Below are 22,916 nucleotides of genomic sequence, written 5' to 3' on the forward strand. Positions count from 1 at the left end.
GAAATTTGAAACACGAATTCGAGATCCGCTACGCTTTACCTAATAATACAATGCACCCAGTCTTGGTTCATTTTATTTACTTCTGGATTAATCTTTTTACTACATCCTGATCTGAAAAAACATGTTTTATTGTGCCAATCTGTTGATAGGCCTCATGCCCTTTTCCTGCAATTAAAATAACATCATGTTCATCTGCTTCATTTAAAGCATAAGCAATTGCTTCTTCACGATTAACTAATTGAATGACATTGGATGAATTTGCAATACCATGTGTTATCTCATCAACGATCATTTGTGGATCCTCTGTGCGCGGATTATCACTGGTAATGACGATTTGATCAGCAAGTTTACTGGCAACTTTTCCCATCACAGGTCTCTTAGTCTTATCCCTATCTCCGCCACAACCAAATACCACCCATAGTCGTCCTTTTTTTAATTGATTCAAGGTAATTAAAGCATTCTCTAGAGCATCAGGAGTATGGGCATAATCCACGAGTACATGGGGAGCATTGGCAACAATTTCCATTCGCCCAGGAGCTGCTTTTAATTGGGTCATTACTTCGACAACCTGTGCGGGTGCATAATCAGAAGCCAATAAACTACTAAATATGGCCAAGCTATTATAAATATTAAATTGGCCAAGGGATTTTGTCTTGAATTGATGCTGCCCCCAAGGAGAATGCACTTCAATTTCTGTACCTTTTATATCCATAATCCACTTTACAGCTTTTACATCACAATCTTGATGTATTCCATAAGTTAACTTTTTAACATGGGGCTTAACGGCAGTAGCCATTATTTTTTGATACGCATCATCTTGATTAATAATTGCCCATTGCAATGATTCTCTGGCAAATAATAATGCTTTGGCAATCGCATAATTTTCCATGTTGAGATGGTAATCCAGATGATCAAGAGTTAGATTTGTAAATATAGCTTGTTTAAACGCAACTTCATCTACTCGATGTTGTGCCAATGCATGAGATGAAACCTCCATGCATACTTGTTTCAGACATTGATTCTTATAATGATGTAATAGCTTTTGTAAACAAAGTGAGTCAGGGGTTGTATTATCCAATAATTGGAGTTTATCTACATTGCCTTGGCCAATAGTACCTATATATGCTGCTCCCTGCCCTAATAAATGATGAGCCTGAGCTAATTGATAAGCGATCGTTGTTTTACCGTTAGTTCCAGTCACTCCAGTTACAGTTAAAAAACGACCCGGATCATCATAAAACCGCTTTGCAATTGGTGCAAGTTGTGTCGCTAAGTCAGGGACAGGAACACAAGGAACTGATTCCGGTAATACGCAATTCCTGGGAAAAAGGTTAGGATCATAGGCAACAGCAACCGCACCTGCAGAGACTGCTTTATTTATAAATAAGCGACCATCAGCTGCTGCACCAGCATAAGCTATAAACAAATCTCCTGGTTGAATACAACGACTGTCATTTTCTAAATCGGTAATAGTACAATCCGAATGAATGTACTGAATCCATGGTTTTAATAATTGCGAGAGTTTCATTACTGTGGTTCCTAATAGGTTTTATGTAGTCTGGGTTTTATCCAAAACTACAATTTAACTAAACTACAAAACCTTTAAAGCTTAAAGTCAAATTTATCCTACCAATTCATCCGTTGGTATATTAAACAATCGTAAAGCACCTGACATTACTTTAGCAAACAATGGCGCTGCAACTGCTGCAGCATAATAACTTTTACGAGAAGGTTCATGAATGATAACGACTATAACAAATTTCGGTTTTGAAACGGGAGCAATTCCTATAAAGCTTGCAGTATATTTTCTGTCTTTGTAACCATTTTTTCCTGCTATACGTGCTGTTCCTGTTTTTCCTGCTACACGATAGCCAGGAACTCTTGCTGATTTTCCAGTACCATTTTTACCTAAAACAGCCTCCATCATGGATAAAACCTGTTGTGCTGTTTCAGGTTTTATTACCTGCACGCCCGGAGTTGGCGGGTCATTATGCAGTAACGTTACTGGAATCAATTTACCCTGATTCGCAAAAACCATATTCGCTTTAGCCAATTGTAATGCGGTTACCGATAAGCCATAACCAAAACTCACGGTAGCCAATACAAAAGGTTTTGCATCTTTAACATTAACGATGCTCCCTTCACTTTCTCCGGGACAAGTACTTTCAGTTCGTTGTCCAATGCCACAACGTCGCAGCAATCCAATTAATTGCTCTGGGGGGCTGGCTAAAACCATTTTTGTTACCCCGACATTACTTGAGTGTTCTAATACACCCGTTACATCAAGGACACCATAATTATGAATATCTCGAACTATACGACCTTGAATACTCATCCAACTTGGATTCGTATCAATAATCGTCGACGGTGTAAATAGGCCTGTTTCCAAGGCACTGGCGATACTCAATGTCTTAATGACTGAACCAGGTTCAAACGTATCTGTAACAGCTCTATTTCTATAAGTATCTTTATCGTAACGTCCCCGCGAATTGGGATTATAGGAAGGAACATTAGCCATAGCTAAAATCTCACCATTTTCTGTATCAACAACGACAACAGAACCCGATTTTGCAGCAAATTCTTCAACCGTTTTAGCGAGTTCGCTGTAGGCCAAATATTGTAAACGTCGATCAATACTTAAAGTCATATCACGCCCAGGGCGAGGTTGTTTTATGACACCTAATTCCTCAATAATTCTTCCTAAACGATCTTTAATTACTCTTTTCTTACCAACAACACCCTTCAACCAATCTTGATAAGCAAGCTCCATTCCTTCCAATCCTTGATCATCTACATTAGTAAATCCAATCAACTGGGAAATACTATCTGAATCAGGATAATAACGTTTGAATTCTTTTTGAAAGTTAACGCCTGGGATTTTTAATGCCTTTATTTTCTTAGCTAAGGGGGGCGGTAATTGTCTTTGTAAATAGAGAAATTCTAATTCTTTATTTTCTGCATCTACTATTTTTCTGCTTAGCTGTTTGGGAGTTAAATTCAGATACTCTGCCAAGGACATAAATTGTTCTTTATCGGGTGAGAACTCTTTAGGATTTACCCAGACTGATTCCACAGGAGTACTAATTGCCAAAGGTGTGCCATTTCTATCCATGATCATTCCTCTGTGCGCAGGGATATCTACAACACGTAAACTGCGAGCATTACCTTGGCCTTGCAGAAATTGGCGATGAAGTACCGTGAGATCAACCATACGCCAAACTAAAATGAATAATAGCAATGAAAAAAAGGTAGATACTACAATCAGTCTGTTTAAATGAGTCGAGTTTTTCATGGATATTTATCCATCTGTAGCCTAGGTGGAGGCAAATGCCATAACCCGGGTTATATTGCACAAAAACTCCCAGGTTATGGCCTTGCCTCCACCCAGGCTACGCTACTAAAACTAAATGGCAATGGTACTCGTTTAAAACAAAAACTTCTACTGCTGTGCTTGTAACCAATAAGTATTTTTAGATGTTGGCAAAAGCATTTGTAATTTTTCAGTGGCGAGCTCCTCTACGCGTCCCGGTGTGGCCAGACTTGCTTGCTCTAACAGTAACTGTCCCCATTGCGTCTGTAAATAATGAGTTAACTGTTCTTGTTGTTCTACCTTGTTTAAAGTCAACCGATATGAGTTGGTACTGTATACCACAGCCAAAGCACTCACTAATACAGCAACTAATAATATAATCAGTATGTATAATGATTTTGACATATGCATATCTGCCAGTTGACCATTAAATAAGGTACCTTGATTGATTACTCTCGCTGCAGCGTTCATGCTAATTTCTCCCCTATTCTAAGTACAGCACTTCGAGATCTGACGTTCTCTTTTACTTCAACTTCTTGTGGCATAATCGCCTTACCTATTCTTTTAAAATTTGTCTTTAGCGCCTCATAACGAATGGGAACCTCCGGGGGGGGTATGACTCCCTGTTCTTTATCGCGCATAAATTGTTTAACGATGCGATCCTCAAGAGAATGAAAACTAATCACTGCCAATCTGCCTTTGGGAGCTAGAACTTTAAGGCATTGTTCCAAACAACTTTTTAAATCGTTTAATTCTTGGTTTATATGAATGCGTATGGCTTGAAACACACGTGTTGCTGGATGTTTGTGTTTTTCCCATTTTGGATTTGCTTCCTTCACAATTTCCGCCAATTGCAACGTTGTAGAAATAGGTGCAATGCTTCTGGCAGTAACTATTGCTTTCGCAATACGTCCTGCAAAACGCTCTTCTCCATACAACTTGAAAACAGAAGCCATTTCTTCTGCTTCGGCTTCATTAACAAACCGCGCAGCACTCATATGTTGAGATAAATCCATACGCATATCCAAAGGTCCTTGCTGCATAAAACTAAAACCTCTTTCCGGATTATCCAGTTGTGGTGAAGACACGCCTAAATCCAACAAAATACCATTCACTTTTCCCAATACACCTGCTTCAGTAGCAAACTCCTGAATTCGTGCAAATGAACCTTGAAATATATGAAAACGCTTATCTTGACTAAAATGATCTGTGGCATATGCGATCGCTTCCACATCTTTATCTATGGCATATAAACGACCTTGATCATTTAAATGTCGTAAAATTTCTCTACTGTGACCTCCACGTCCAAAAGTACCATCAAAATAGATACCTCCACTTTTAATGGCGAGAGCTTCTATTGATTCATGAAGTAATACTGATTGATGCATTGCCATTTTTGTTTCCAATTACAAAGAAAACGTTTTCATTTCATCAGGTAACCCACCAGTTCCGGAACTTTCCTCAGCCAACCATTGTTCACGTCGGGTTTCCCAAAGATCCTTACTCCATACTTCAAATTTATTTCCTTGACCTATCATCACTACATCTTTTTCCAATTGCGCATAATTTCTTAAAACTGTAGGTAATAACACCCGACCATTTGCATCCACTTCAACATCGGTCGCATGGCCAATCAATAAACGCTGTATTCTTCGTGCAGCAGCATTAAAACTGGGTAATTTTTGCAAATTGTCCTCAATGATTTGCCATTGAGCTGCAGTATAGAGCAACAAACATGTTTCTTCAGTATCAATAGTCACCACCAAAGGAGTTTTTTCTTCCGCACCCAGCGCGGCTCGATAACGCGTAGGGATAGCTAAGCGTCCTTTAGTATCAATGGTGATGGCATTTATTCCGCGAAACATTGTTTTCTTTTATGTGAAAGTTTTTATCTTCCACAATTCTCCACTTTTTTATTATTTTACCCCACTTTTATACACTATAGAAACACATTTCTCCATGCGTCAAGATAAAAACCCACTTTCTAGATAATTTATTTGTAGTTTAGAGAATTAATGCTCAAAAATAGATCTATTCATGAAGATTATGAACGAATTTTAAATTTTAAAAATATTGCCTTACTACATTCTCTGAGGAAATTTATTGAAGAAAAGTATCTAAAGATTCAAACGACCTCCAAATCCAAATGGAATTTTTAATGTAGAAAAACACAATTTCTTAGCGATGAAAGGGATGCGCATGATGCGGGATTAAAAACCGTTTTCAAAAAGTGATAGGTCTAAAGAAATTGCATTATTAAATACCATCTCAATGCATAAAGGATGTAGTGAAATTTCGAACTCAAGCAGAGGTCTTAGTTCATGATAAAATTCAATCAGAAACGTTCGACTCAGGGAGTCAGCTTGGTAAGATTTTGGGAAATTTATTACAAGGAACAGTCAATGATGCAAAAGATGCTAAGGGCGATTTAAAGGATTTTATTAATCAAAATGAGGACTTACAACAACAGGCTATTCCAGACGGACTCAAAAAATATTTCCAAAAGCATGAAGATGACTATACAGTGAGCAATTTTTTTCAACGTAAAGTAAATTTAAGCACCTACAATTACTCTTTTTAATAGTAATTGTAGGTGCTTTTTTAAATCAATTATTCATCAAAGCAGCCAATCTTATCCCTTGCAAAACCAAATCAGGAACAAGATGATCATACAATTTCTGTTTTTCAAATAAGGAAGCAAAGCCACCTGTTGCTAAAACCAAAGTGTTTTCCGCGTCAAAAGCCTCCTGATTCAGGCGTTGAATCAATTCACGGCAAGCACCAATAGCGCCGTAATAAACACCCGACTGAATACTTTCTATTGTTGAGCGTCCGACTGAATTTTCAATTTTTATGATTTCTACAGCAGGTAATTTCGCTGTATTTTTTGATAAAGCATCTACTGAGAGCCTAACCCCAGGCAAAATAGCACCTCCCATATATACTTTCTGCGCACTAATGACACAAAAAGTAGTGGCAGTACCAAAATCAATAATAATCACGTTTTGGTTTGGGTAGATATGTGTTGCTGCAATTGCATTTGCAATTCGGTCAGCACCTACTTCTATGGGGTTACGATATTTGATATTCAGACCCGTTTTAACCCCCACCTGTAACAAAAAAGGCTCTAAAGAAAAATATTTAACACAGGCTGCACGCAATGAATAATCAATTTGAGGGACAACAGAACAAATACCAATTTGTTTAATTGCTTCAGGAGAACAATTATTTTCTCGCAAAACACTTTTCAAAAAGATACCCAGTTCATCGGAGGTACTTATTTTAGATGTATGACGAAAACGAAGTTTAATCTCTTCTCCGGAAAAAACTCCACCATAGATATGAGAATTTCCAACATCAATACAAAGAATCATAATGTCATGCATCCGGTTTAAAAAAAAACATGATAGTAAATTGCGATATTCATATTAGCAAGTTGTTCGCTAGAAAAAATGAAATACTCAAATTAATAGTTTGGTGAAAAAAAGTATTTGTTTGGACTTAGACGTTTAGGCTAAGCGTCTTATAGTATGCACCTGTCTTGCTCTGCTGCAAGCAAGCTCTCAATGTATTTTTTTGCCATCAATAAAGGCCATTGCATCAGCATTGTATTTACTCATGACGTAATTTATTTTCTTGCTTAATTTCGAGATATTTAAATTCGTGAATTCACCATGGTTTGAGTCAAAAAAAGAATAGAAAAAGCAAGCTTATTGCGAATCTCAAGGGCATCAGACAATTTCATCAAACATTTCCAGCTTTGATAAATTGCCTTTGCCTCTATCAAAATAGCCTTAATTATAACCGGTGAAGTGCTAAAGGGTTTTAAATCGATCTTAGACAAACTTAAGAACAAATTAATTTTGTCAATTGTAGGATTGGCATGAAGATTTGGAAAAATCGAGAAAATATCATTTAGTTCTTCAAGTTGTTTTCTAAAAACATAATCGTACCCATTAAATTTAAAACAGAACAACATTAAATACGATTTACCTTAAATTAAACTTAACAATACTTGAATTTTAATGGGGCGTCTTAAAAAGAATATTGACCTGCTTTTCCTTCATTAGGAAGGGCTACTCAACTCATCCCTTTGATGACTGATTCAATAGCATATATAATCCTTGTTATAAACTCAAAACAATGGTTGGGCAAAGACTCAATTATAGCTAGGCTAAGGATACCAATGTTTCAATCCGCTTTAATAATTGCACTAATGACTTTCAGCATCATCACTCAAGCAGCCCTCCCCGCTGATCCAATCCAGCGATGTTTAGATGTTAGAAGGCTCGCAGATTTTACCACAAGACAGAAAATGGCCGCCAAAGAGCCTGGCGTGTTGCGCTTTAAATTTCATAAAATATCAGCATCAGAGCTCCCGTTAGATAACCCGGTGGGCAATATGGATGAAGTGATTAAAGCATTAAATAACCAGATTGAAAACTGCAATAAAAACCATGGCGAATTTCAGACAGTGACTCTTGCTGGTCGTAAATTCAAGCGTCAAGAATGGTGCCTAAATACCAACAAAAAAATGCTTGCTCTTGCAAAAGCTGCCCATGGAAATTTTCAAAAATATTTATCGAGCATCAAAACCGAATTTGATTGGTATAAAAGCGAGGGCTGGCCTGAAAATCATGCAGGATTTAAACAGGGTGAGTTTCAATTTACTGCCTATTACGCCCCCGCTGCTGTTGAGGCTCGCACCCAACGTGGTGGAGCATTTTTATATCCTATCTACAGTAACCCCGGTGTTGTAAGTGTCGCTTCGGAATCCAAAAAATTTAATTTGAAAACTCCTCTTTGTGGAATTGACCCGCTTACTAAAATGGTGCGAGGATTTTGTCTGAAAAATGCCAATGGCACGTACTCTGTAGTGCCAGATCGACACGAAATAGAACATGGAGCGTTACATCCAAAATATATAATTGGCTATGTTAAAGACCCAAATGACCCTGCTTTTTTAATGGTTCAAGGATCGGGTTCATTAATTCTTGATGGTAAATTATTTCGTATCAATTACGAGGCTGCTAATGGCAGACCTCGTACCATGCTTGGTCGCATAGTCCAATGCGCACAAGACCCAACTTGTGGTGGCAACCTTGATGCAATGGAACGTTGTGCTAAAGATCCTAAGTGTCATGATGAAGCAAAGTTACGCTGTAATGTGTCTAAAAAAATTAGACAAAGCGGCGCATCAGAAAAACAAATTCGCCAATATCTAGATAATCCACTTAACCGCGATAAAGCCGACGACTTGCGTAATCGCGATCAAAGCTATGTATTTTTTGCTAAAGAAGATGGTGGCCCTTATGGTTCAGAAAATATTACTCTAACTCCACATGCATCATGTGCAACAGATCACAAGGTAATTCCTATTGGAATGAATTTTATCTATCATTGCAAAAAATCTACTTCCTGGTGTGTGGCCCAAGACAGCGGTGGTGCCATTGTGGGAGCTCACGTTGATGTCTATAAGGGAGAAGGTAACCAAGCTGGAGTAGAAGCAAATGCACTCAATCACGCAGGCTCATTATTTGTGGCTCTGCCGAAACGCGAATAAACAGCCGCACATTATAGTTTAGGCTGCCATTTATAAAAAAGTCATTTATCGGGGGAGTTCAACCTCCTCCAAGCGCCCGCGCCTATTTTTCTTATTTGAGGGCACAAGGTCCTTGCCCGTTAGCAGACCATGCTGCTGACATAGTCTTAAGTTGATTGCAAGATGCGTCTTGACACAATAAATTTGCAGGTTGAACTAAACATGCTCCTAAAGTGTCGTTAAAATTAAACCCAATGGATTTTAAAGTTTTGGGGTTTGGTATTTTTCCTTTGTAATTTTGCTTACCTGGATTAGGGATTGTTACTGCATTGTGCCAGCCAGAACTATCCTCATAATTAATAGCAATATTTGTAAGTGGTAATTTCAGATTTCCAACATCAAATGATAATTCATGTGTCCCTTGTGAACCTCCTCCAGCTTTTGGAAGTTGCTCAGGGTCAAGTTGAAACGAATCCATACCAGGAAATTTTGAGGAATCACAAGTAATTTTCCGTAGGTTGACCCCTTCACCAAGCATAAGAGGTGTTTTTTCATTGTATTCTGTAATTAAATTGTTTAATCCACCATTAGCCGTTGGAGTTTGTAAATTTTTATCTTCATAAAGACCAAATTGATCTTCTCCTTTTCTTTGAATGAGGCGAAAGACCATACCACCACTGATGATATTAGCGCCTTCTTGAAACATCCAATCAACTTGTGAGAATAATCTGGGTGTATCTGGACGTCCAAACTCAGTTAGAATTACAGGAACATTAATGCCGTTAAAACCATTCATCATTTTATCACCATCCCCATCTCCACCATCGGGTATGGAAAGCACTGGTCGATATTTCGCATAGGGGTTGAGTAATCGAGGATAATTGCCTGGATCTGTACCCTGTCCCCATCGATAGACGTTATAACCAATGTAATCAGCTGACGTGTCTTCTTCTTCATTTTGTAAATGGCAAGCATAATAGTAAGCTAATGGAATTGTTACATCGGGAACATCGCGTAAAGCAACGCCTACTGGTTTATTATAATTTTTTTTCTTAATGTAGGCCTTCATATCGCGAATCAACGCCTTCATTGTGGCTGAAGGCCTTAAATAGTTATCATCTATTTTGTGGGGCATCATCCATACTTCATTACCGACAGAAAATCCAAATACATTACTGTACTTACTGAATGCATCAATTTTTTTAGTAAAACAATCATAAAGTGTTTGCGGATAATTGTCTGTACTTCGATCAACCGTACATTGAGTACCATTTTTATAATCCGCGAGTTCGACAAGAACTTGAATATTATTTTCTTGTAATGCTTTCATGACTTGATCATGAGAAGCACAATTACCGCCAGGACATACCTGATAAACACGAATGATATTAGTTCCTATGGTTTTTAAAGCCGGAATAAGATTTTGGGTGATGGTGTCTATTTTATCATCACTCAGTGGATCAACATTTTCTTCGGGTTGATAACAAACTCCTTTAGGCATAAACCGTTCACTGCCTTGATCGCAAGAGTTTAATCCAATCTGATTTCCACATATTTTCACTTGAGAAAAAGTAGGATTACAAAAAAGAATAGCAGCTAAAAAAAAACTATATGATAATTTCATGATAACTCCAATATGAAGACTTAGCATAAAACCAGAAATTATTCACTAGAACATTAATTTAAGTATAGGAAAATTTTTGAACATAAGTGTAGTTTGATAGATTTTCCATGTGATTTTTATAGAAAAAACACATTGGAGAATGATGGATCACTTGATTAACCTCTAAGTTTCACAAGGAGTTAAACAGAATATAAACAGACTTATCCACAGAAAATGTGAATAACTCCAATGAAACAATCAAGGCTTAAAAATGAAATAAATCAGGCACAGCAAGGGCTTATATAAGCTGCTGATTGTTGATTCACGATTGGGCTGAAATTAATATCCACAAAACCTGGATACTTAAAAAGAATTAAGACCTAACCATCTTAAACAAATAAAAAGTAAAAAAACAGTCTTGACTCGAACTATTTTTCTTCATTACCTGATTAGCATATTATGCGGCTAATTAAACCATGGTATATCCAGAGATCTGTGGTTATACCAATTAAATCAAATTTCATTTTACGGTAAAAAAGAGCTTCTTTAGGTACTGTCCATGATTTATATAGGAGCGTATTGCTGATTTTTTTCGAATTCTGCCCGGTTAATTTGTGTCATATAAGATGATAGTTGATAAATCCAATTTAAGACTTTGACGAAAGTTTCAATCCATTTCCTATTAAAAAAATCTTGAGGAACTCCTTTTAATTGCAAGATTACTTGACGTGTTCAGTATGCCTGGAGGCCCTTCCCTGTAGGTAATTCCGATTCGGATAGCATATCTTCTTCTACTGTCTGGTGAGCGGCTTTTATTTTACCGCCTAGGCGGACCCTGCGTTTTTATAAGAGAATTCACTATTGCTTGGTTGCTCCCAAGCTTGGATTTCTTATCTTAATTAAAGGTGAGAAGTGTGGAGTTAACTTTTCCCTAAGATTTAGGTATAAATAATCAGAACCATACTTTTTAAAAAACAACATCTTATTTACAATATGTATTCTATTTAAACATAGAAATTTTCGTCACAAGGATTCATGATGATTAAACGTGAACAAGAAATGCTGGAACAGTTAGCAAAAACCTTAACAGACCAATTATCTAAAGAAGCCCGTATCGATTTAGTGTTTTCTGCTCTTTTTGAACTGGATAAAATTCAAAAAGGTCAAACAATCCAACTTTCTAAAGTTCAGCTTGTAGAAGTAAATAGCGAAGTTACGACGCCAATAGTACTTAATCAAATTGCAGCTGCAGTAGAAACAGATAATGCGGATATAAAAGTGGTTAGAAGCATAATCACTCAAATAATGAGAGCGCCTGAAGCTTTTGGCTTAAGCAGAAAAATGCGTTCTTTTTTTCTTCCCTATGCTGAAACCTTCATTGCTTCTAAAGGTGAAATGATAGATCATGAAACCGATCTCGTACTGTTGTACCAACGAGATTGGATGACAAGAAAAGTACTTTCCATCGAAGATTTAGGTGCAAACGCAGAAGACGCGCAAATATTTGTTGATGCGTTAAGAACAGGAAATTATGCGATTACCTCAAAATTTGCCCGCTGGGTAGCCAAAAAATACAGCGATGTGAAATTAAACCCCGAACATAATTTTATAGGTGCAGAAGATATTTTTCCACTTGTTGCCTATGAGTTGGTGCAAACTGATATTCGTGCAGCAGATATGGCTTCTATTATGTACATGTATGATCATACTACAGAAGATAATCAATATACTGCCTCCCTTATGTTTTCGGGAGTACAGACTTCGCTTAATCGACAATCAGCACTTCAAAGAGCGCATGCAAAAGACAGTCCATCACAAATTTTGACGAGAATGCGCACAGAACATAAAGATTTCTTAAAAAAGGAAAATCCTGTCCGAAGTTTGATTAAAGAAGGGATATCCTATGATCCTGAAATAGATTCGGTTGATCTAAAAGAACATTATAAAGAGAATCAAATCACAGCTTTTGCAAAAAGGAACAGAGATTCTATTACGACTAATTTAATCATATTGAATATCAAAGGTGCTAGCCCCGAAGATATTAACACCTTATTAGCCATCAAAAAATATATCATTCAATACATTAACTACACAGAAGCCAATCCCCCTGAGAAGCCACAACAAACCTACATAAACCGCTTAAAAGCAGCGGAGGAGATGCTCGAGATACTTCAAAAAGGCGGAACAATAAAAGATGACATCATTCCAGGAATAAAAACTCAAGCAAGTATCATTGCAAATAGTAAGCCAGGCTTAAGAGAATTGGGTTTTTTAGGTTGGTTACATAGCTTGACAGATAACCATAAGCCCCAAACGTGCATAGAAACCTACGAAACCCTAAAAGCCATTGATTCAATTGTAGCGTCCAAAGTGAGCGAAATATCCAAAGAAAACCCAATCAAGCAAATGAATCAAAATTCTCCTCCTGGTGATAAGCTTAGTAATACACATGCAATACAATATCCCTAATATCAGTATTATAAAACTCTGTTGAAACTGTATTTTTTCTTCAGTATCCAAATTTCGAGGCGGTAAATTGAGAAAATACAAGTTTCTATGCGTACTTGTACTTCTTATATCGTTCAACTATTATTAGGATGCTGTTTCCTTGGCTGTTTAATTAGCTGTTTTTAAATATATGGAGATTGAAAATGAATAAACGAAGCTTAATTATTGCCGCTACAGCTGCTGCGTTGTTTACTTCAGGCGCTTATTCCTCTTCTGCCCTTGACAGTAATAAGGCGAACACTAACTCCCCTACCAATCTAGCAAAGAACAATTGCAGTGGCAAAAACGGCTGCAAGGGTAAAAACGGCTGCAAAGGCAAAAACGGTTGCAAGGGCAAAAACGGTTGCAAGGGCAAAAATGGCTGCAAAGGTAAAAACTGCTGTAAAGGCAAGAACCATTGCAAAGGTAAAAACGGCTGCAAAGGTTCGAATAAATGCAAAGGAAAAAATAGCTGCAAGTCATAATGTGTAACGAATTGATGTCTTGCTTGAGACATCAATTCACCTCTAACAATAGATTCTCCCGTCTAGGAAAAAGACAGATGGAAAAAAACACACAATACCAGCCTAAAAAATATTTGTCTCTTGGCATGGGATTAGGTTTACGAGCGGAGCATTACAGTCATATTTTAGAACATACTCCGAAAGTAGAGTGGTTTGAAATCCTCACCGAAAATTATTTGGTGGATGGGGGAAATCCTCTTTATTATTTAGATAAAGTGCGTGAAAATTATCCTATTGTGATGCATGGTGTATCATTATCAATTGGGAGCACAGATCTTCTGAATCTTGAATATCTTAAGAGAGTAAAACAATTGGCAGACAGGATTCAACCCAAATGGATTTCTGATCACTTATGCTGGACGGGCGTTCATCAACGCAACATGCACGATTTATTACCACTATCTTATACAGAAAAAACCATTACTCATGTTGTTGAACGAGTTAAATACGTACAGGATTTTTACCAGCAACAAATATTACTCGAAAATGTATCCAGTTATATCACATACAAAGAATCTGAAATGACTGAATGGGAGTTTCTCTCTGAAATAGCCAATCGTGCAGATTGTTTCATTTTATTAGATTTAAATAATATTTATGTAAGCTCATATAATCATGGCTTTGATCCTGAAACCTATTTACAAAATATCCCGGTTGATCGCGTTCAACAATTTCATTTAGCAGGACATCAAAATTGTGGTGATTACATTATTGATACACATGATCATCCAGTCATAACAGAAGTCTGGGGCCTGTACGCCCAAGCGATTAAACGCTTTGGTAACATATCAACGATGATTGAGCGTGATGATCGTATTCCACCGTTTGAAGAGTTATGGCAAGAATTAGAATATGCAAAAGCAATAAAGCATAGTTGTTTATTGGATGAAAAAACGGATTTAGCATATGAAACTTACTGAATTACATACTTTACTACAAGACTCTATTCTTACCTCTAAACCACTCATTAATCCTTATCTTGATTTTCCACCTAAAGGATCTATTGCGGACAGAGTGGCTATCTATGCCAATGGCTTTTATGCGCGACTAGAAGAAGCATTAATGAGCGACTATAGTACATTAGCCGAGGTAATGGGTGAAAATAAATTTAGCCAAATGAGTCAAAGTTATACTCATGCGTACCCATCATATAACTACTCACTTAATAATTTTGGGGAAAACCTCAGTCAATTTTTAACTGAAACTTTACCCTATAAGAAAAAAAACCATTTAGCTGAAATTGCTGTATTTGAATGGGCTGAATATCAAGCCCTTGTAGCTCGTGATGCAAATTTATTATCTGTTGCTGATTTGCAATCTTTGCCATTAAGTCAATGGCCAGAAATGAAATTCCATCTGCATCCGTCATGTAAAATACTTACGATGCACTGGAATAGTCTTTCTCTTATTAAAGCATCACGTAGTAATAAATCCATTCCTGCCCCAAAAAAACTTAAAAACCCACAATTCATAATGATCTGGCGTCATCAACTTGAAGTACGATACCGTAAGCTAGAATATTCAGAACTAACCATGCTAAATGCAATAATACAGGAAGCATCATTTATCAATATTTGTGAGATGCTAAGCCATCAGATGCCTGAAGATGAAGTTGCAAGTTATCTTGTAAGAGAATTACATGCATGGATTCAAGAAAATTGTCTTATTAAGCGATAGTTAACAAAACCAGTGGAACTCTTGATTAAAGCCCTACCCAGAGCTGTTCATTTTCATTCCAAATGAACTCTAGGATAAGCCTATGGGATGACATATTTGGTCTATAATGTACTATTAGAATCCTCTTTAAGGGGTTTGATTGTACTAATGGAAAAATAAATTTCGTACGAAACATATTTGATATTTCTGTATTATTTATTCGTATTTCATAAGGAAGGAAATAATGAAAAAATCAAAAATGGTAAATGAATTTGCTATGCCAGCACCTCGATGGATAAGAACCTACCCTTGTGGACCATATCGATTTATCAATCGAGAATTTCTCATAATCACTTACGAAACCTCCGCCGAGTTGCTTGAAGATATATTGCCGCCTGGGCTGGAACTACTTGAACCTCATGTGAAATTTGAATTCATTAGGATGCCAGACTCAACAGGCTTTGGTGATTATACGGAATCTGGGCAAGTAATTCCGGTTCGACATAAAGGAGAAGAAGGAGGATTCACTATCTCGATGTTTCTTGATTGTCATGCACCTATTGCGGGTGGTCGAGAGATTTGGGGATTTCCAAAAAAACTGGCCAAACCAAAATTATTTGTTGAGGAAGATGTATTAATCGGTTTGCTTGATTATGGCAGCTTACGAATTGCCACTGCAACTATGGGATATAAACACCATGAACTGGATGCTGAAACAATATTAAATTCTATGAAAAAGCCTACCTTTCTTTTAAAAAATATACCCGGAGTTGATGGTAATCCTCAGATTAATCAGCTCACTAAAACCTATCTAGAGGATGTAACCGTTAAAGGAGCTTGGACTGGGCCTGGTAGTTTGGAACTACACCCCCATGCATTGGCTCCAATCGCTGAGTTTCCCGTTAAAAAAATTGTATCGGTGGTGCATTTTATTACTGATTTAACCTTACCTTACGGCACTGTGGCCGAGGATTATTTGAGTTAGGTTATGTACGCATCAGTAAACACTTTGCTATGTCGATAGGGAGATTGCAATGTCGAAAAGAAAAAAATAAATCCAGCCCTGCAGGGTGGGACGCTCATGGAGCGTTTACCTGGGGTTTATTAGATAAACTTCTTGAATCAAAGTTATTTACTATCGAAGGTATTTCCGCAACCAGTACCAGAAGTATGAATGCAGCTGAAATTGATGGAGAGTTTTATTGGGATGGAGGATATTTGGGGAGTCTTGCTATTTTCCCTTTAATTTATCAAACAAGTTGTAGAGATATCTTGACGAAAATTTGCGTGACTTCCCGCTTTCAACCGTCTATTCTCCTGATTGGGAGTTTTTAATAACCCTGCGTGATTTGAGGAGACAGGAAGCAAGCTATAGGATTGAAAAGAATTACGACAATATTGGAAAAAAATCCACTATTGATTTTACTGAATGGTTATCAGGAAAAATATTTACTACGAAGTACCTTTCCGAGGGATAAAAAATGGATCCGGTTACACATGCAGTCTTAGGGGCTGCTTGTTCTCAGGCAGTTTTATACAAACAAGATAAGCAGAATGCGTGGCTTGTGGGTGGCTTAGCAGCACTAGCACCGGATTTGGACATCTTCATTCGGGCGTCAGGCAATCCGATGCTCTTTTTTCTTTATCACCGCCACTTCACCCACTCTCTAATTTTTATTCCAATAGGCGCTTTAATCGTTACTTTAGCCTTACTCATTTTTAAACGTTTTCGAATAAATTGGAAATACACGTTCTTCGCAGCTTTGATAGGCTATGCAACCCATGGGCTACTCGATGCCTGTACTACTTATGGAACAGTTTTGTTTTGGCCGTTTTCAGATACCAGGGTAAGTTGGGATATTGTTTCTATTATTGATCCCTTTGTCACTGTACCTTTATGTTTAGGAGTAGTCTCCACTCTTGTCTTTAATAAAAGAAAGCCTGTGATTATTGCTTTAATACTCGTAAGTTCATTTATGCTATTTAATATAGTTCAACATTATCGGGCAATAACAGTCGTTCATGATGAGCTTGCCAAACTCCAGTTAAATGTGAAAAAAGTTGGCGTGTTTCCTAAATTCTTAAGTTCAACACTGTGGAGGGGAATTGCATTAGCGGATAATCGCTTGTATGTTATTGATGCTTCAGCTCCGCTTTTCAAAAAATCAAGTACTCAGTTTATGAGAAGTTTTCCTCATTTTTCCTCCCAAGAATTACCCGATTATGTCAAAGACTCTCCTTCGTTATTGCGAGATTTTATTATCTTTAACTGGTTTACCGATAACTACCTCATTTTCGTTAATAATAAACCACTACTGCTCGCTGATGGACGGTTTTTAATAGATGCCAATGCTACTATAGCACTTTGGGGCATCCAATTTTTACCTAACCAACTGCATGTGAATGAACTGAATTCTATACATATAGAGAACTACAAATTCAGTAAAAACCATGAGCTGCCCGCATCAAATTATTAGCTATTTTTTATCTACATAAATTCGTCCATTGCAATTTACTGCATCCATTAAGATTTATTTTATTAAGAATTGACGTCGAATCAAGGTAAATGACCTCCTTGGATTAATTGCTTATTTTATATTATTTATGATTTATTTTTAATTTATTTAATAATTTCTTAATCAAATAGTTATATAATTTCGAGCAAACCATTAAATATTTAAACATTATCCATGAGTAAAATTATTTTATTTATTCCTTTCACTGTTAGTGAGAATAATTTCTCTCTTTATATGAGAGCATTATCTTGGAGATACAATTCGAGATCGGACAGGGATAAAGTTCCAAGCATAGTAATGTATCGTCATCCTGACGAAAATACAGAAGATTATGATGATTATCCGGAGGCTCAGTTTAATTTTACTCTGGAAAATTTAGACCACGATACAGTAATTTATATTCTTGCTGATGGAACTGGAGATCCTCGTCATGTTGTAAATGTGAATCAAATCTATTATGAACACTTCTCACAAGAGCCTTATCAACTACCAATTGATGCAGTAGCCTGGCGGATGAAACAATGTGGTCTGACACCTCAATTGGCTCAGAATCTGAAGGCAATTAATTTATTTATATGCGATGAGAATAATACAAACGATCAATTGGCTGCTTTTTTCGCGAGAGGTTTAGGTAAAAAATACAAAGAGGTCACGATCAATTATTATTCATCAACAGTTTATATACCTCAGTTAATATCACGCGATGGAATTGATGATATAAAAAAACTAGCATGCTTACATATTCCTTCTCATGATGGGACAATAAAACTAGTTAAGGCGGGTTATGCCCATGACCATAAACATAAGTTAGAAACTAGTGACGCATTCACACAGCAGGAAACCGCAACCCGTTCTGACTTGAAAAAATCTAAAGCACAATCATTACCTACCTTTAAAGAACTCGCCTCTATTGCAAATTCCATAAGTATTGAGGAAGCTTTTGATACAGAAAATACGCAGGTCAGTTCGGAACGAAAATCTCAATCACCAATTATAACATTCCCAGAGGATGAGCTAGATACAGGAAATGAAATTGACATTACAAAACAAGAAGAGCCTAAAAGAGAGTGTCAACACGCAACGCCAAGTACTGCTATTATTGTACGAGAAGATAGAAGTATTTTTTTCTTTTTTAAATGCGTTGATACAGACAAAAAAAATAAGGCAGACTTACATCCGAATGTTCCAACCATTGAACTACGTTTCGATTAATTAGGGGTAAAACCATTTTTTAATTCAAATATATAAACAAATATACTCATGATGCTTTGTTTAAAACCGATAATTAGAGATATAATTAAAGAGCGTTCTTAATTATTTCAAGAATGAGTAAAATTATAACCATTATTATTGTGTGTTTATGTTTCATATTGTTCTTTACCAGCCTGAAATTCCTCCAAATACGGGAAATATCATTCGATTATGTGCCAATACCGGAGCAAAATTGCATCTAATCCACCCTCTTGGTTTTTCATTACAAGAAAAAGCATTAAGGCGCGCTGGTCTGGATTATCACGAAGGGACTTCCATTGCTCAATATCAAAATTGGGAAACATTCATTCAGCAACATCATCAAAAAAGAATTTATACATTCAGTGCTAGAGCCGAAAAGTGTTACTCAACAGTTCAATATGCTGCAGAAGATATTTTTTTGTTTGGGCCAGAGTCCAACGGATTACCTAAAGAAATGTTACAAAAGTACACGTCGCTCTATATCCCAATGCGTGAGAATAATAGAAGCTTAAATCTTTCGAATGCCGTTGCTGTTATTTTATTTGAAGCATGGAGGCAATTGGATTTTGATTGAGTATTAATAAAAATCCATCCTACTTATATTACTTTCATGGTTTAAAAAACAGATTATTTCTCTTCGTTACTATAACTGCATTCACTGCGGAATATAAGAAATCTTTAAGTGCTTTATTATCCGCGTCTTCACTTGCCTGTAGAATTATTTTTTGTTTTTTAAGCATCGAAGCTTGGCTGTTTCGCATTAAGCATTCCACATTTTTATTGACAAGACGCCCAAAGATCATTTAAATTCACTTAATGGATAATTTGTGGATATAAATTCTGATGCCGCATTTTTTAAAACTCTTAATAATGATATCACCTATCTTTATATCTTCATGCAATAAAAAATATGATGAGGGTCTCCTGTATTTCGCCACCGCAGCAGAATATCCACCTTTTGAATACAGCGAGCATGGAAAGATAAAGGGTTTTGATATTGATCTGGCAAAACTAATTGCTAAGGAACTTGGAAAGAAAGCAGTTATTGACAATATGCAATTCAGTACTGTTCTTCCTGCGATAAGCTCCGGACAAGATGACATTGCTATCGCGACAATCTCGGTTACTGATGCGAGAAGAGTCAATTTTGATTTCTCTGAACCCTATTATTTTGAAGGTATGGCCTCTGTGTATCACCCCAATCATCCCGTCACAAAACCCAGCCAACTTGAAGGAAAAAAAGTGGCAGTCCAACTTGGAAGTATTATGGAAATTTGGTTGAAAGAACATTATCCTCAGATCGAAATTACTGCACTGGATAATAACAATCAGGCTGTTGAAGCATTAATTGCAGGCCATGTTGATGTCGTTTTAATGGATGGAGCCCAAGGTAAAATCTTCAGCAAAAAAAACGCAAAGCTCTCTTATTCTGTAATTGCTAAAGCAGATCATGGATATGCATTAGCTGTTAAAAAAGGCTCTCCGTTGACAATAAAGATTAATAAGGCGTTACAAAAACTTAAGGCAAATGGAGAAATTCAAAAACTAGAAAATATCTGGTTAAAGGATTCATTATGAATAAATTAATTCAAAAACTTCTTCCTATTTGCAAAAAAACAGTTCTACCTGAAGCACTAGCCACCCAATCATCAGAAATAATCAATACATCATCTACGAAAAAAATAAAGCACTTCCTTACAGGAACTGAATTAACTACTGAAGAATTGAAGCATATTTTGGAAAAAGCGAAAGTGCTCAAACAAACGCCTTCCTTTTGCAGTCAATCTCTACTTAATAAAAGTCTTGCCATGATTTTTGAAAAGCCATCTTTTCGAACTCGTTTAAGTTTTACTATGGCCATCCAAAGTATGGGTGGAATAGCCATCGAAAGCGTGGGCAATACGCGAAAAAAGGAAACTCCGGCGGATATGGCTCGAGTTTTAAATGGTTATGCTGATTTTATTATGCTAAGAACCCATGCTGATGAGACTTTACTGGAAATGGCTGCTTATGCAAAAGTTCCCTTAATTAATGGTCTTTCAGCGTTGCATCATCCATGCCAAATTCTTGCCGATTTACTCAGTTTATGGGAACAATTCGGCTCACTTAAAGGGCTTACTGTTGCTTATATTGGTGATGGAAATAATATTCTTCATAGTTTGATGCTGCTTGCACCTCAATTAGGAATAACGATTAATTACTGCTGCCCAAAATCCCTTCAGCCTAATAACTCGATTATCAAACAAGCACAAGGCATGAAAAAGGATATGATTTATAATTTTTCTAAACCTGAAGAAGCAGTTAAAAATGCAGATGCAGTCTATACCGACGTTTGGACAAGTATGGGCTTTGAAGATCAGAAAAATGATCAAGTCTTTCAAGGATTTCAGGTGAATGAAACCTTGATGTCTTATGCGAAGCCTGAAGCAGTATTTATGCATTGCATGCCCATGGAACGAGGAAAAGAAGTATCTGAGACTTTACCAGACAGCTCTGCCTCCATTATCTTTACGCAAAGTGAAAATAGAATGCATGTACAAAAAGCATTACTGTTATTTTTAAATTTATAATCTATTTTTTCGTTGACTTTATCCGACTCTACCCAAATAAAAGGGGTAAAGCCCTTTATCCAATATAAATATGGCCGGAGTAAGAACTACACATATTTAAAAATATCCCTCTGATAAAGTAAATCCTATTTTCCAAAGCTTGAAAATAACAGAGAAACACCAATATTATGTAACATCGTCTGAACGTAATAGAACACATAGTTCAGAGGCTACAACTAAAAATTTACATGAAAGCTTCAAGCTTAGATATCAAAATCAAAAGGGAGATTTTAAAAAGCGCTATTCTCAATAGTTTTTTATGAGAATCTTAAAGGAGCAAAGACTGAAGAAGAGGTAGGAATTAAAGAGGAACGCATTCAAGATATCAAATCATCTTCAATGGGAATAAAATTCTAGGGTATGTTGGCAGCTATTTTTGCAATGCTTCAATTCTTTTTTCAAGCGGAGGATGGCTTGAAAAAAGAGCGAGCCAACTCCCATGGCCAGATATTTTCATGGTATTGAATGCAGGTGCGCGATCATCTGCTGGTGTTTTATCCATGAGTTGCTGCAAGCGTTGTAAGGCTTTTATCATTTTTTCTTTACCAACGTATTGCGCTGAACCTCTATCTGCCCGAAATTCGCGATAGCGCGAAAACCACATCACGATCATGGAGGCAAGAATTCCAAACAGTAATTCAAATAGAAGAGCGACACCATAATAAACGAAACCGCCTTGTACCCCTTCATTATCTCTTCTGAAAAACTGCATCACAAAAAACGCAGCAACACGGGCAAAAAAGATTACAAAGGTATTTACCACACCTTGAATTAAGGAGAGTGTTACCATATCGCCATTAGCGACATGAGAAATTTCATGTCCCAAAACACCTTGTATTTCTTCTTCATTCATTGCATTGAGCAATCCTGTTGAAACGGCCACAAGAGCCTTGTTTTTATTCCATCCTGTAGCAAAAGCATTGGGCTCTGGACTATCGTAGATTCCAACATCAGGCATTCCAATATTTCTTTTTTGTGCTAAAGATTTAACTTCATTCATTAACCACAATTCTGATTCAGTTGTTGGTTTCTCAATAAGTTGAACATTAAAAGCATGGATAGCCATCCATTTAGAAATAAAAAGCGAAATAAATGATCCTGTGAAACCAATAATTGCGGCAAAAATTAATAAAGCTTGATAATTTAAACCATATTGCGTCAAGTATGGGGCAACGTTGAATAAACTTAGTATAAAAGAAATGACTAAAATTATGGCTAAGTTAGTCGCAAGAAATAAAACAATTCTTTTAAGCATAGCGTTATCCTCTTTTCTTAAACCTCTATTGTTTTCCTCTTCCTTATCTTAATTATAGATTGTTCTATGATTTTGGTAGTTTTTTTGTACACATTCTTTAGCATCATAATTTAATTTGGAATAATGGAACTAAATGTGCCATATTATAATCTGTTGTATTTCATGAATTAAAAGGAGTTCT

Annotated in this window: 22 protein-coding genes; 13 read left to right on the forward strand and 9 right to left on the reverse strand. The window is 36.7% G+C overall.

Translation table 11 applies throughout. The features are described 5' to 3' along the window. Positions 1–76: 76 nt before the first annotated feature. The 5 genes from Ltuc_RS09655 to mraZ all read right to left on the reverse strand — a co-directional run bounded on the left by Ltuc_RS09655 (position 77) and on the right by mraZ (position 5,175). Positions 77–1,528 carry a UDP-N-acetylmuramoyl-L-alanyl-D-glutamate--2,6-diaminopimelate ligase gene (locus Ltuc_RS09655; RefSeq protein WP_058521054.1) on the reverse strand — a complete coding sequence of 484 codons (1,452 nt, stop codon included), beginning with the start codon at positions 1,526–1,528 and terminating at the stop codon, positions 77–79. 93 nt (positions 1,529–1,621) lie between these two features. Continuing rightward, entirely contained in the window at positions 1,622–3,292 is a 1,671-nt protein-coding gene (locus Ltuc_RS09660) for a peptidoglycan D,D-transpeptidase FtsI family protein (RefSeq protein WP_058521055.1), read from the reverse strand. Positions 3,293–3,439: 147 nt separating this feature from the next. Next, positions 3,440–3,781, reverse strand: a complete 342-nt coding sequence (ftsL, locus tag Ltuc_RS09665; protein WP_058521056.1) for a cell division protein FtsL — start codon at positions 3,779–3,781, stop codon at positions 3,440–3,442. Then, positions 3,778–4,704 carry a 16S rRNA (cytosine(1402)-N(4))-methyltransferase RsmH gene (rsmH, locus tag Ltuc_RS09670; RefSeq protein ID WP_058521057.1) on the reverse strand — a complete coding sequence of 309 codons (927 nt, stop codon included), beginning with the start codon at positions 4,702–4,704 and terminating at the stop codon, positions 3,778–3,780. Before rsmH ends, ftsL begins: the two co-directional genes overlap by 4 nt. A 12-nt stretch (positions 4,705–4,716) precedes the next feature. Further along, positions 4,717–5,175: a division/cell wall cluster transcriptional repressor MraZ gene (gene mraZ / locus Ltuc_RS09675; protein WP_058388522.1), complete on the reverse strand. Its 459-nt coding sequence runs from the start codon at positions 5,173–5,175 to the stop codon at positions 4,717–4,719. Between the two features lie 422 nt (positions 5,176–5,597). Here mraZ and Ltuc_RS09680 point away from each other — a divergent pair, with 422 nt between their 5' ends. Beyond that, positions 5,598–5,891 (forward strand): hypothetical protein, encoded by a 294-nt coding sequence (locus Ltuc_RS09680; protein WP_058521058.1) that lies wholly within the window; start codon positions 5,598–5,600, stop codon positions 5,889–5,891. A gap of 25 nt (positions 5,892–5,916) precedes the next feature. Here Ltuc_RS09680 and Ltuc_RS09685 read toward each other — a convergent pair whose 3' ends face one another. Then, on the reverse strand, positions 5,917–6,684 hold the full coding sequence (locus tag Ltuc_RS09685; RefSeq protein ID WP_058521059.1) for a type III pantothenate kinase: 768 nt from the start codon (positions 6,682–6,684) through the stop codon (positions 5,917–5,919). A gap of 281 nt (positions 6,685–6,965) precedes the next feature. Beyond that, entirely contained in the window at positions 6,966–7,289 is a 324-nt protein-coding gene (locus tag Ltuc_RS09690) for a hypothetical protein (RefSeq protein ID WP_058521060.1), read from the reverse strand. 207 nt (positions 7,290–7,496) lie between these two features. On the opposite strand from Ltuc_RS09690, the gene Ltuc_RS09695 reads away from it, so the two are divergent. Then, a complete protein-coding gene (locus tag Ltuc_RS09695) occupies positions 7,497–8,873 on the forward strand; it encodes an MltA domain-containing protein (protein ID WP_058521061.1) in 1,377 nt (458 codons plus the stop codon). A gap of 91 nt (positions 8,874–8,964) precedes the next feature. Here the strand turns inward: Ltuc_RS09695 and Ltuc_RS09700 are convergent, their stop codons facing one another. Then, positions 8,965–10,476, reverse strand: coding sequence for a glycoside hydrolase family protein (locus Ltuc_RS09700; RefSeq protein WP_058521062.1), 1,512 nt, complete (start codon positions 10,474–10,476; stop codon positions 8,965–8,967). A 1,014-nt stretch (positions 10,477–11,490) separates the two neighbouring features. On the opposite strand from Ltuc_RS09700, the gene Ltuc_RS09705 reads away from it, so the two are divergent. The 11 genes from Ltuc_RS09705 (at position 11,491) to argF (ending at position 21,441) form a co-directional block, all read left to right on the forward strand. Next, positions 11,491–12,924, forward strand: coding sequence for a hypothetical protein (locus Ltuc_RS09705; protein WP_133138353.1), 1,434 nt, complete (start codon positions 11,491–11,493; stop codon positions 12,922–12,924). Positions 12,925–13,239: 315 nt separating this feature from the next. After that, positions 13,240–13,434, forward strand: a complete 195-nt coding sequence (locus Ltuc_RS15700) for a hypothetical protein (RefSeq protein WP_058521064.1) — start codon at positions 13,240–13,242, stop codon at positions 13,432–13,434. A 70-nt stretch (positions 13,435–13,504) separates the two neighbouring features. Continuing rightward, a complete protein-coding gene (gene bufB, locus Ltuc_RS09715) occupies positions 13,505–14,386 on the forward strand; it encodes an MNIO family bufferin maturase (protein ID WP_058521065.1) in 882 nt (293 codons plus the stop codon). Further along, the gene (locus tag Ltuc_RS09720) at positions 14,373–15,143 is read left to right on the forward strand and encodes an HvfC/BufC N-terminal domain-containing protein (RefSeq protein WP_058521066.1); all 771 of its coding nucleotides are present in this window, start codon (positions 14,373–14,375) and stop codon (positions 15,141–15,143) included. Before bufB ends, Ltuc_RS09720 begins: the two co-directional genes overlap by 14 nt. 223 nt (positions 15,144–15,366) lie before the next feature. Then, complete coding sequence (locus Ltuc_RS09725) at positions 15,367–16,107, forward strand: acetoacetate decarboxylase (RefSeq protein WP_058521067.1); 741 nt, start codon at positions 15,367–15,369, stop codon at positions 16,105–16,107. Between the two features lie 44 nt (positions 16,108–16,151). Beyond that, positions 16,152–16,457, forward strand: a complete 306-nt coding sequence (locus Ltuc_RS09730) for a hypothetical protein (RefSeq protein ID WP_238584103.1) — start codon at positions 16,152–16,154, stop codon at positions 16,455–16,457. A gap of 146 nt (positions 16,458–16,603) precedes the next feature. After that, positions 16,604–17,599, forward strand: coding sequence for a metal-dependent hydrolase (locus tag Ltuc_RS09735; protein ID WP_058521069.1), 996 nt, complete (start codon positions 16,604–16,606; stop codon positions 17,597–17,599). A 213-nt stretch (positions 17,600–17,812) separates the two neighbouring features. Further along, complete coding sequence (locus Ltuc_RS09740; RefSeq protein ID WP_133138352.1) at positions 17,813–18,850, forward strand: hypothetical protein; 1,038 nt, start codon at positions 17,813–17,815, stop codon at positions 18,848–18,850. 148 nt (positions 18,851–18,998) lie between these two features. Further along, positions 18,999–19,445 (forward strand): tRNA (cytidine(34)-2'-O)-methyltransferase, encoded by a 447-nt coding sequence (locus Ltuc_RS09745; protein WP_058521071.1) that lies wholly within the window; start codon positions 18,999–19,001, stop codon positions 19,443–19,445. 269 nt (positions 19,446–19,714) lie between these two features. Beyond that, positions 19,715–20,449, forward strand: a complete 735-nt coding sequence (locus Ltuc_RS09755; protein WP_058521073.1) for a substrate-binding periplasmic protein — start codon at positions 19,715–19,717, stop codon at positions 20,447–20,449. After that, a complete protein-coding gene (gene argF, locus Ltuc_RS09760; RefSeq protein ID WP_083498073.1) occupies positions 20,446–21,441 on the forward strand; it encodes an ornithine carbamoyltransferase in 996 nt (331 codons plus the stop codon). The genes Ltuc_RS09755 and argF overlap by 4 nt, the downstream gene beginning before the upstream one ends. Before the next feature lie 409 nt (positions 21,442–21,850). On the opposite strand, the gene htpX is transcribed toward argF, so the two are convergent. Beyond that, complete coding sequence (gene htpX, locus Ltuc_RS09765; protein WP_058521074.1) at positions 21,851–22,735, reverse strand: protease HtpX; 885 nt, start codon at positions 22,733–22,735, stop codon at positions 21,851–21,853. Between the last annotated feature and the right edge of the window lie 181 nt (positions 22,736–22,916).

This window comes from Legionella tucsonensis (genome assembly GCF_001468035.1).
Taxonomy (GTDB): domain Bacteria; phylum Pseudomonadota; class Gammaproteobacteria; order Legionellales; family Legionellaceae; genus Legionella; species Legionella tucsonensis.

What these genes read in the sequence shown, in the direction of transcription:
- Ltuc_RS09655 (WP_058521054.1), bottom strand. Translation starts at nt 1,528, where the DNA reads ATGAAACTCTCGCAATTATTAAAACCATGGATTCAGTACATTCATTCG.
- Ltuc_RS09660 (WP_058521055.1), bottom strand. Translation starts at nt 3,292, where the DNA reads ATGAAAAACTCGACTCATTTAAACAGACTGATTGTAGTATCTACCTTT.
- ftsL (WP_058521056.1), bottom strand. Translation starts at nt 3,781, where the DNA reads ATGAACGCTGCAGCGAGAGTAATCAATCAAGGTACCTTATTTAATGGT.
- rsmH (WP_058521057.1), bottom strand. Translation starts at nt 4,704, where the DNA reads ATGGCAATGCATCAATCAGTATTACTTCATGAATCAATAGAAGCTCTC.
- mraZ (WP_058388522.1), bottom strand. Translation starts at nt 5,175, where the DNA reads ATGTTTCGCGGAATAAATGCCATCACCATTGATACTAAAGGACGCTTA.
- Ltuc_RS09685 (WP_058521059.1), bottom strand. Translation starts at nt 6,684, where the DNA reads ATGATTCTTTGTATTGATGTTGGAAATTCTCATATCTATGGTGGAGTT.
- Ltuc_RS09690 (WP_058521060.1), bottom strand. Translation starts at nt 7,289, where the DNA reads ATGTTGTTCTGTTTTAAATTTAATGGGTACGATTATGTTTTTAGAAAA.
- Ltuc_RS09695 (WP_058521061.1), top strand. Translation starts at nt 7,497, where the DNA reads ATGTTTCAATCCGCTTTAATAATTGCACTAATGACTTTCAGCATCATC.
- Ltuc_RS09700 (WP_058521062.1), bottom strand. Translation starts at nt 10,476, where the DNA reads ATGAAATTATCATATAGTTTTTTTTTAGCTGCTATTCTTTTTTGTAAT.
- Ltuc_RS09705 (WP_133138353.1), top strand. Translation starts at nt 11,491, where the DNA reads ATGATGATTAAACGTGAACAAGAAATGCTGGAACAGTTAGCAAAAACC.
- bufB (WP_058521065.1), top strand. Translation starts at nt 13,505, where the DNA reads ATGGAAAAAAACACACAATACCAGCCTAAAAAATATTTGTCTCTTGGC.
- Ltuc_RS09720 (WP_058521066.1), top strand. Translation starts at nt 14,373, where the DNA reads ATGAAACTTACTGAATTACATACTTTACTACAAGACTCTATTCTTACC.
- Ltuc_RS09725 (WP_058521067.1), top strand. Translation starts at nt 15,367, where the DNA reads ATGAAAAAATCAAAAATGGTAAATGAATTTGCTATGCCAGCACCTCGA.
- Ltuc_RS09735 (WP_058521069.1), top strand. Translation starts at nt 16,604, where the DNA reads ATGGATCCGGTTACACATGCAGTCTTAGGGGCTGCTTGTTCTCAGGCA.
- Ltuc_RS09740 (WP_133138352.1), top strand. Translation starts at nt 17,813, where the DNA reads ATGAGTAAAATTATTTTATTTATTCCTTTCACTGTTAGTGAGAATAAT.
- Ltuc_RS09745 (WP_058521071.1), top strand. Translation starts at nt 18,999, where the DNA reads ATGTTTCATATTGTTCTTTACCAGCCTGAAATTCCTCCAAATACGGGA.
- Ltuc_RS09755 (WP_058521073.1), top strand. Translation starts at nt 19,715, where the DNA reads ATGCCGCATTTTTTAAAACTCTTAATAATGATATCACCTATCTTTATA.
- argF (WP_083498073.1), top strand. Translation starts at nt 20,446, where the DNA reads ATGAATAAATTAATTCAAAAACTTCTTCCTATTTGCAAAAAAACAGTT.
- htpX (WP_058521074.1), bottom strand. Translation starts at nt 22,735, where the DNA reads ATGCTTAAAAGAATTGTTTTATTTCTTGCGACTAACTTAGCCATAATT.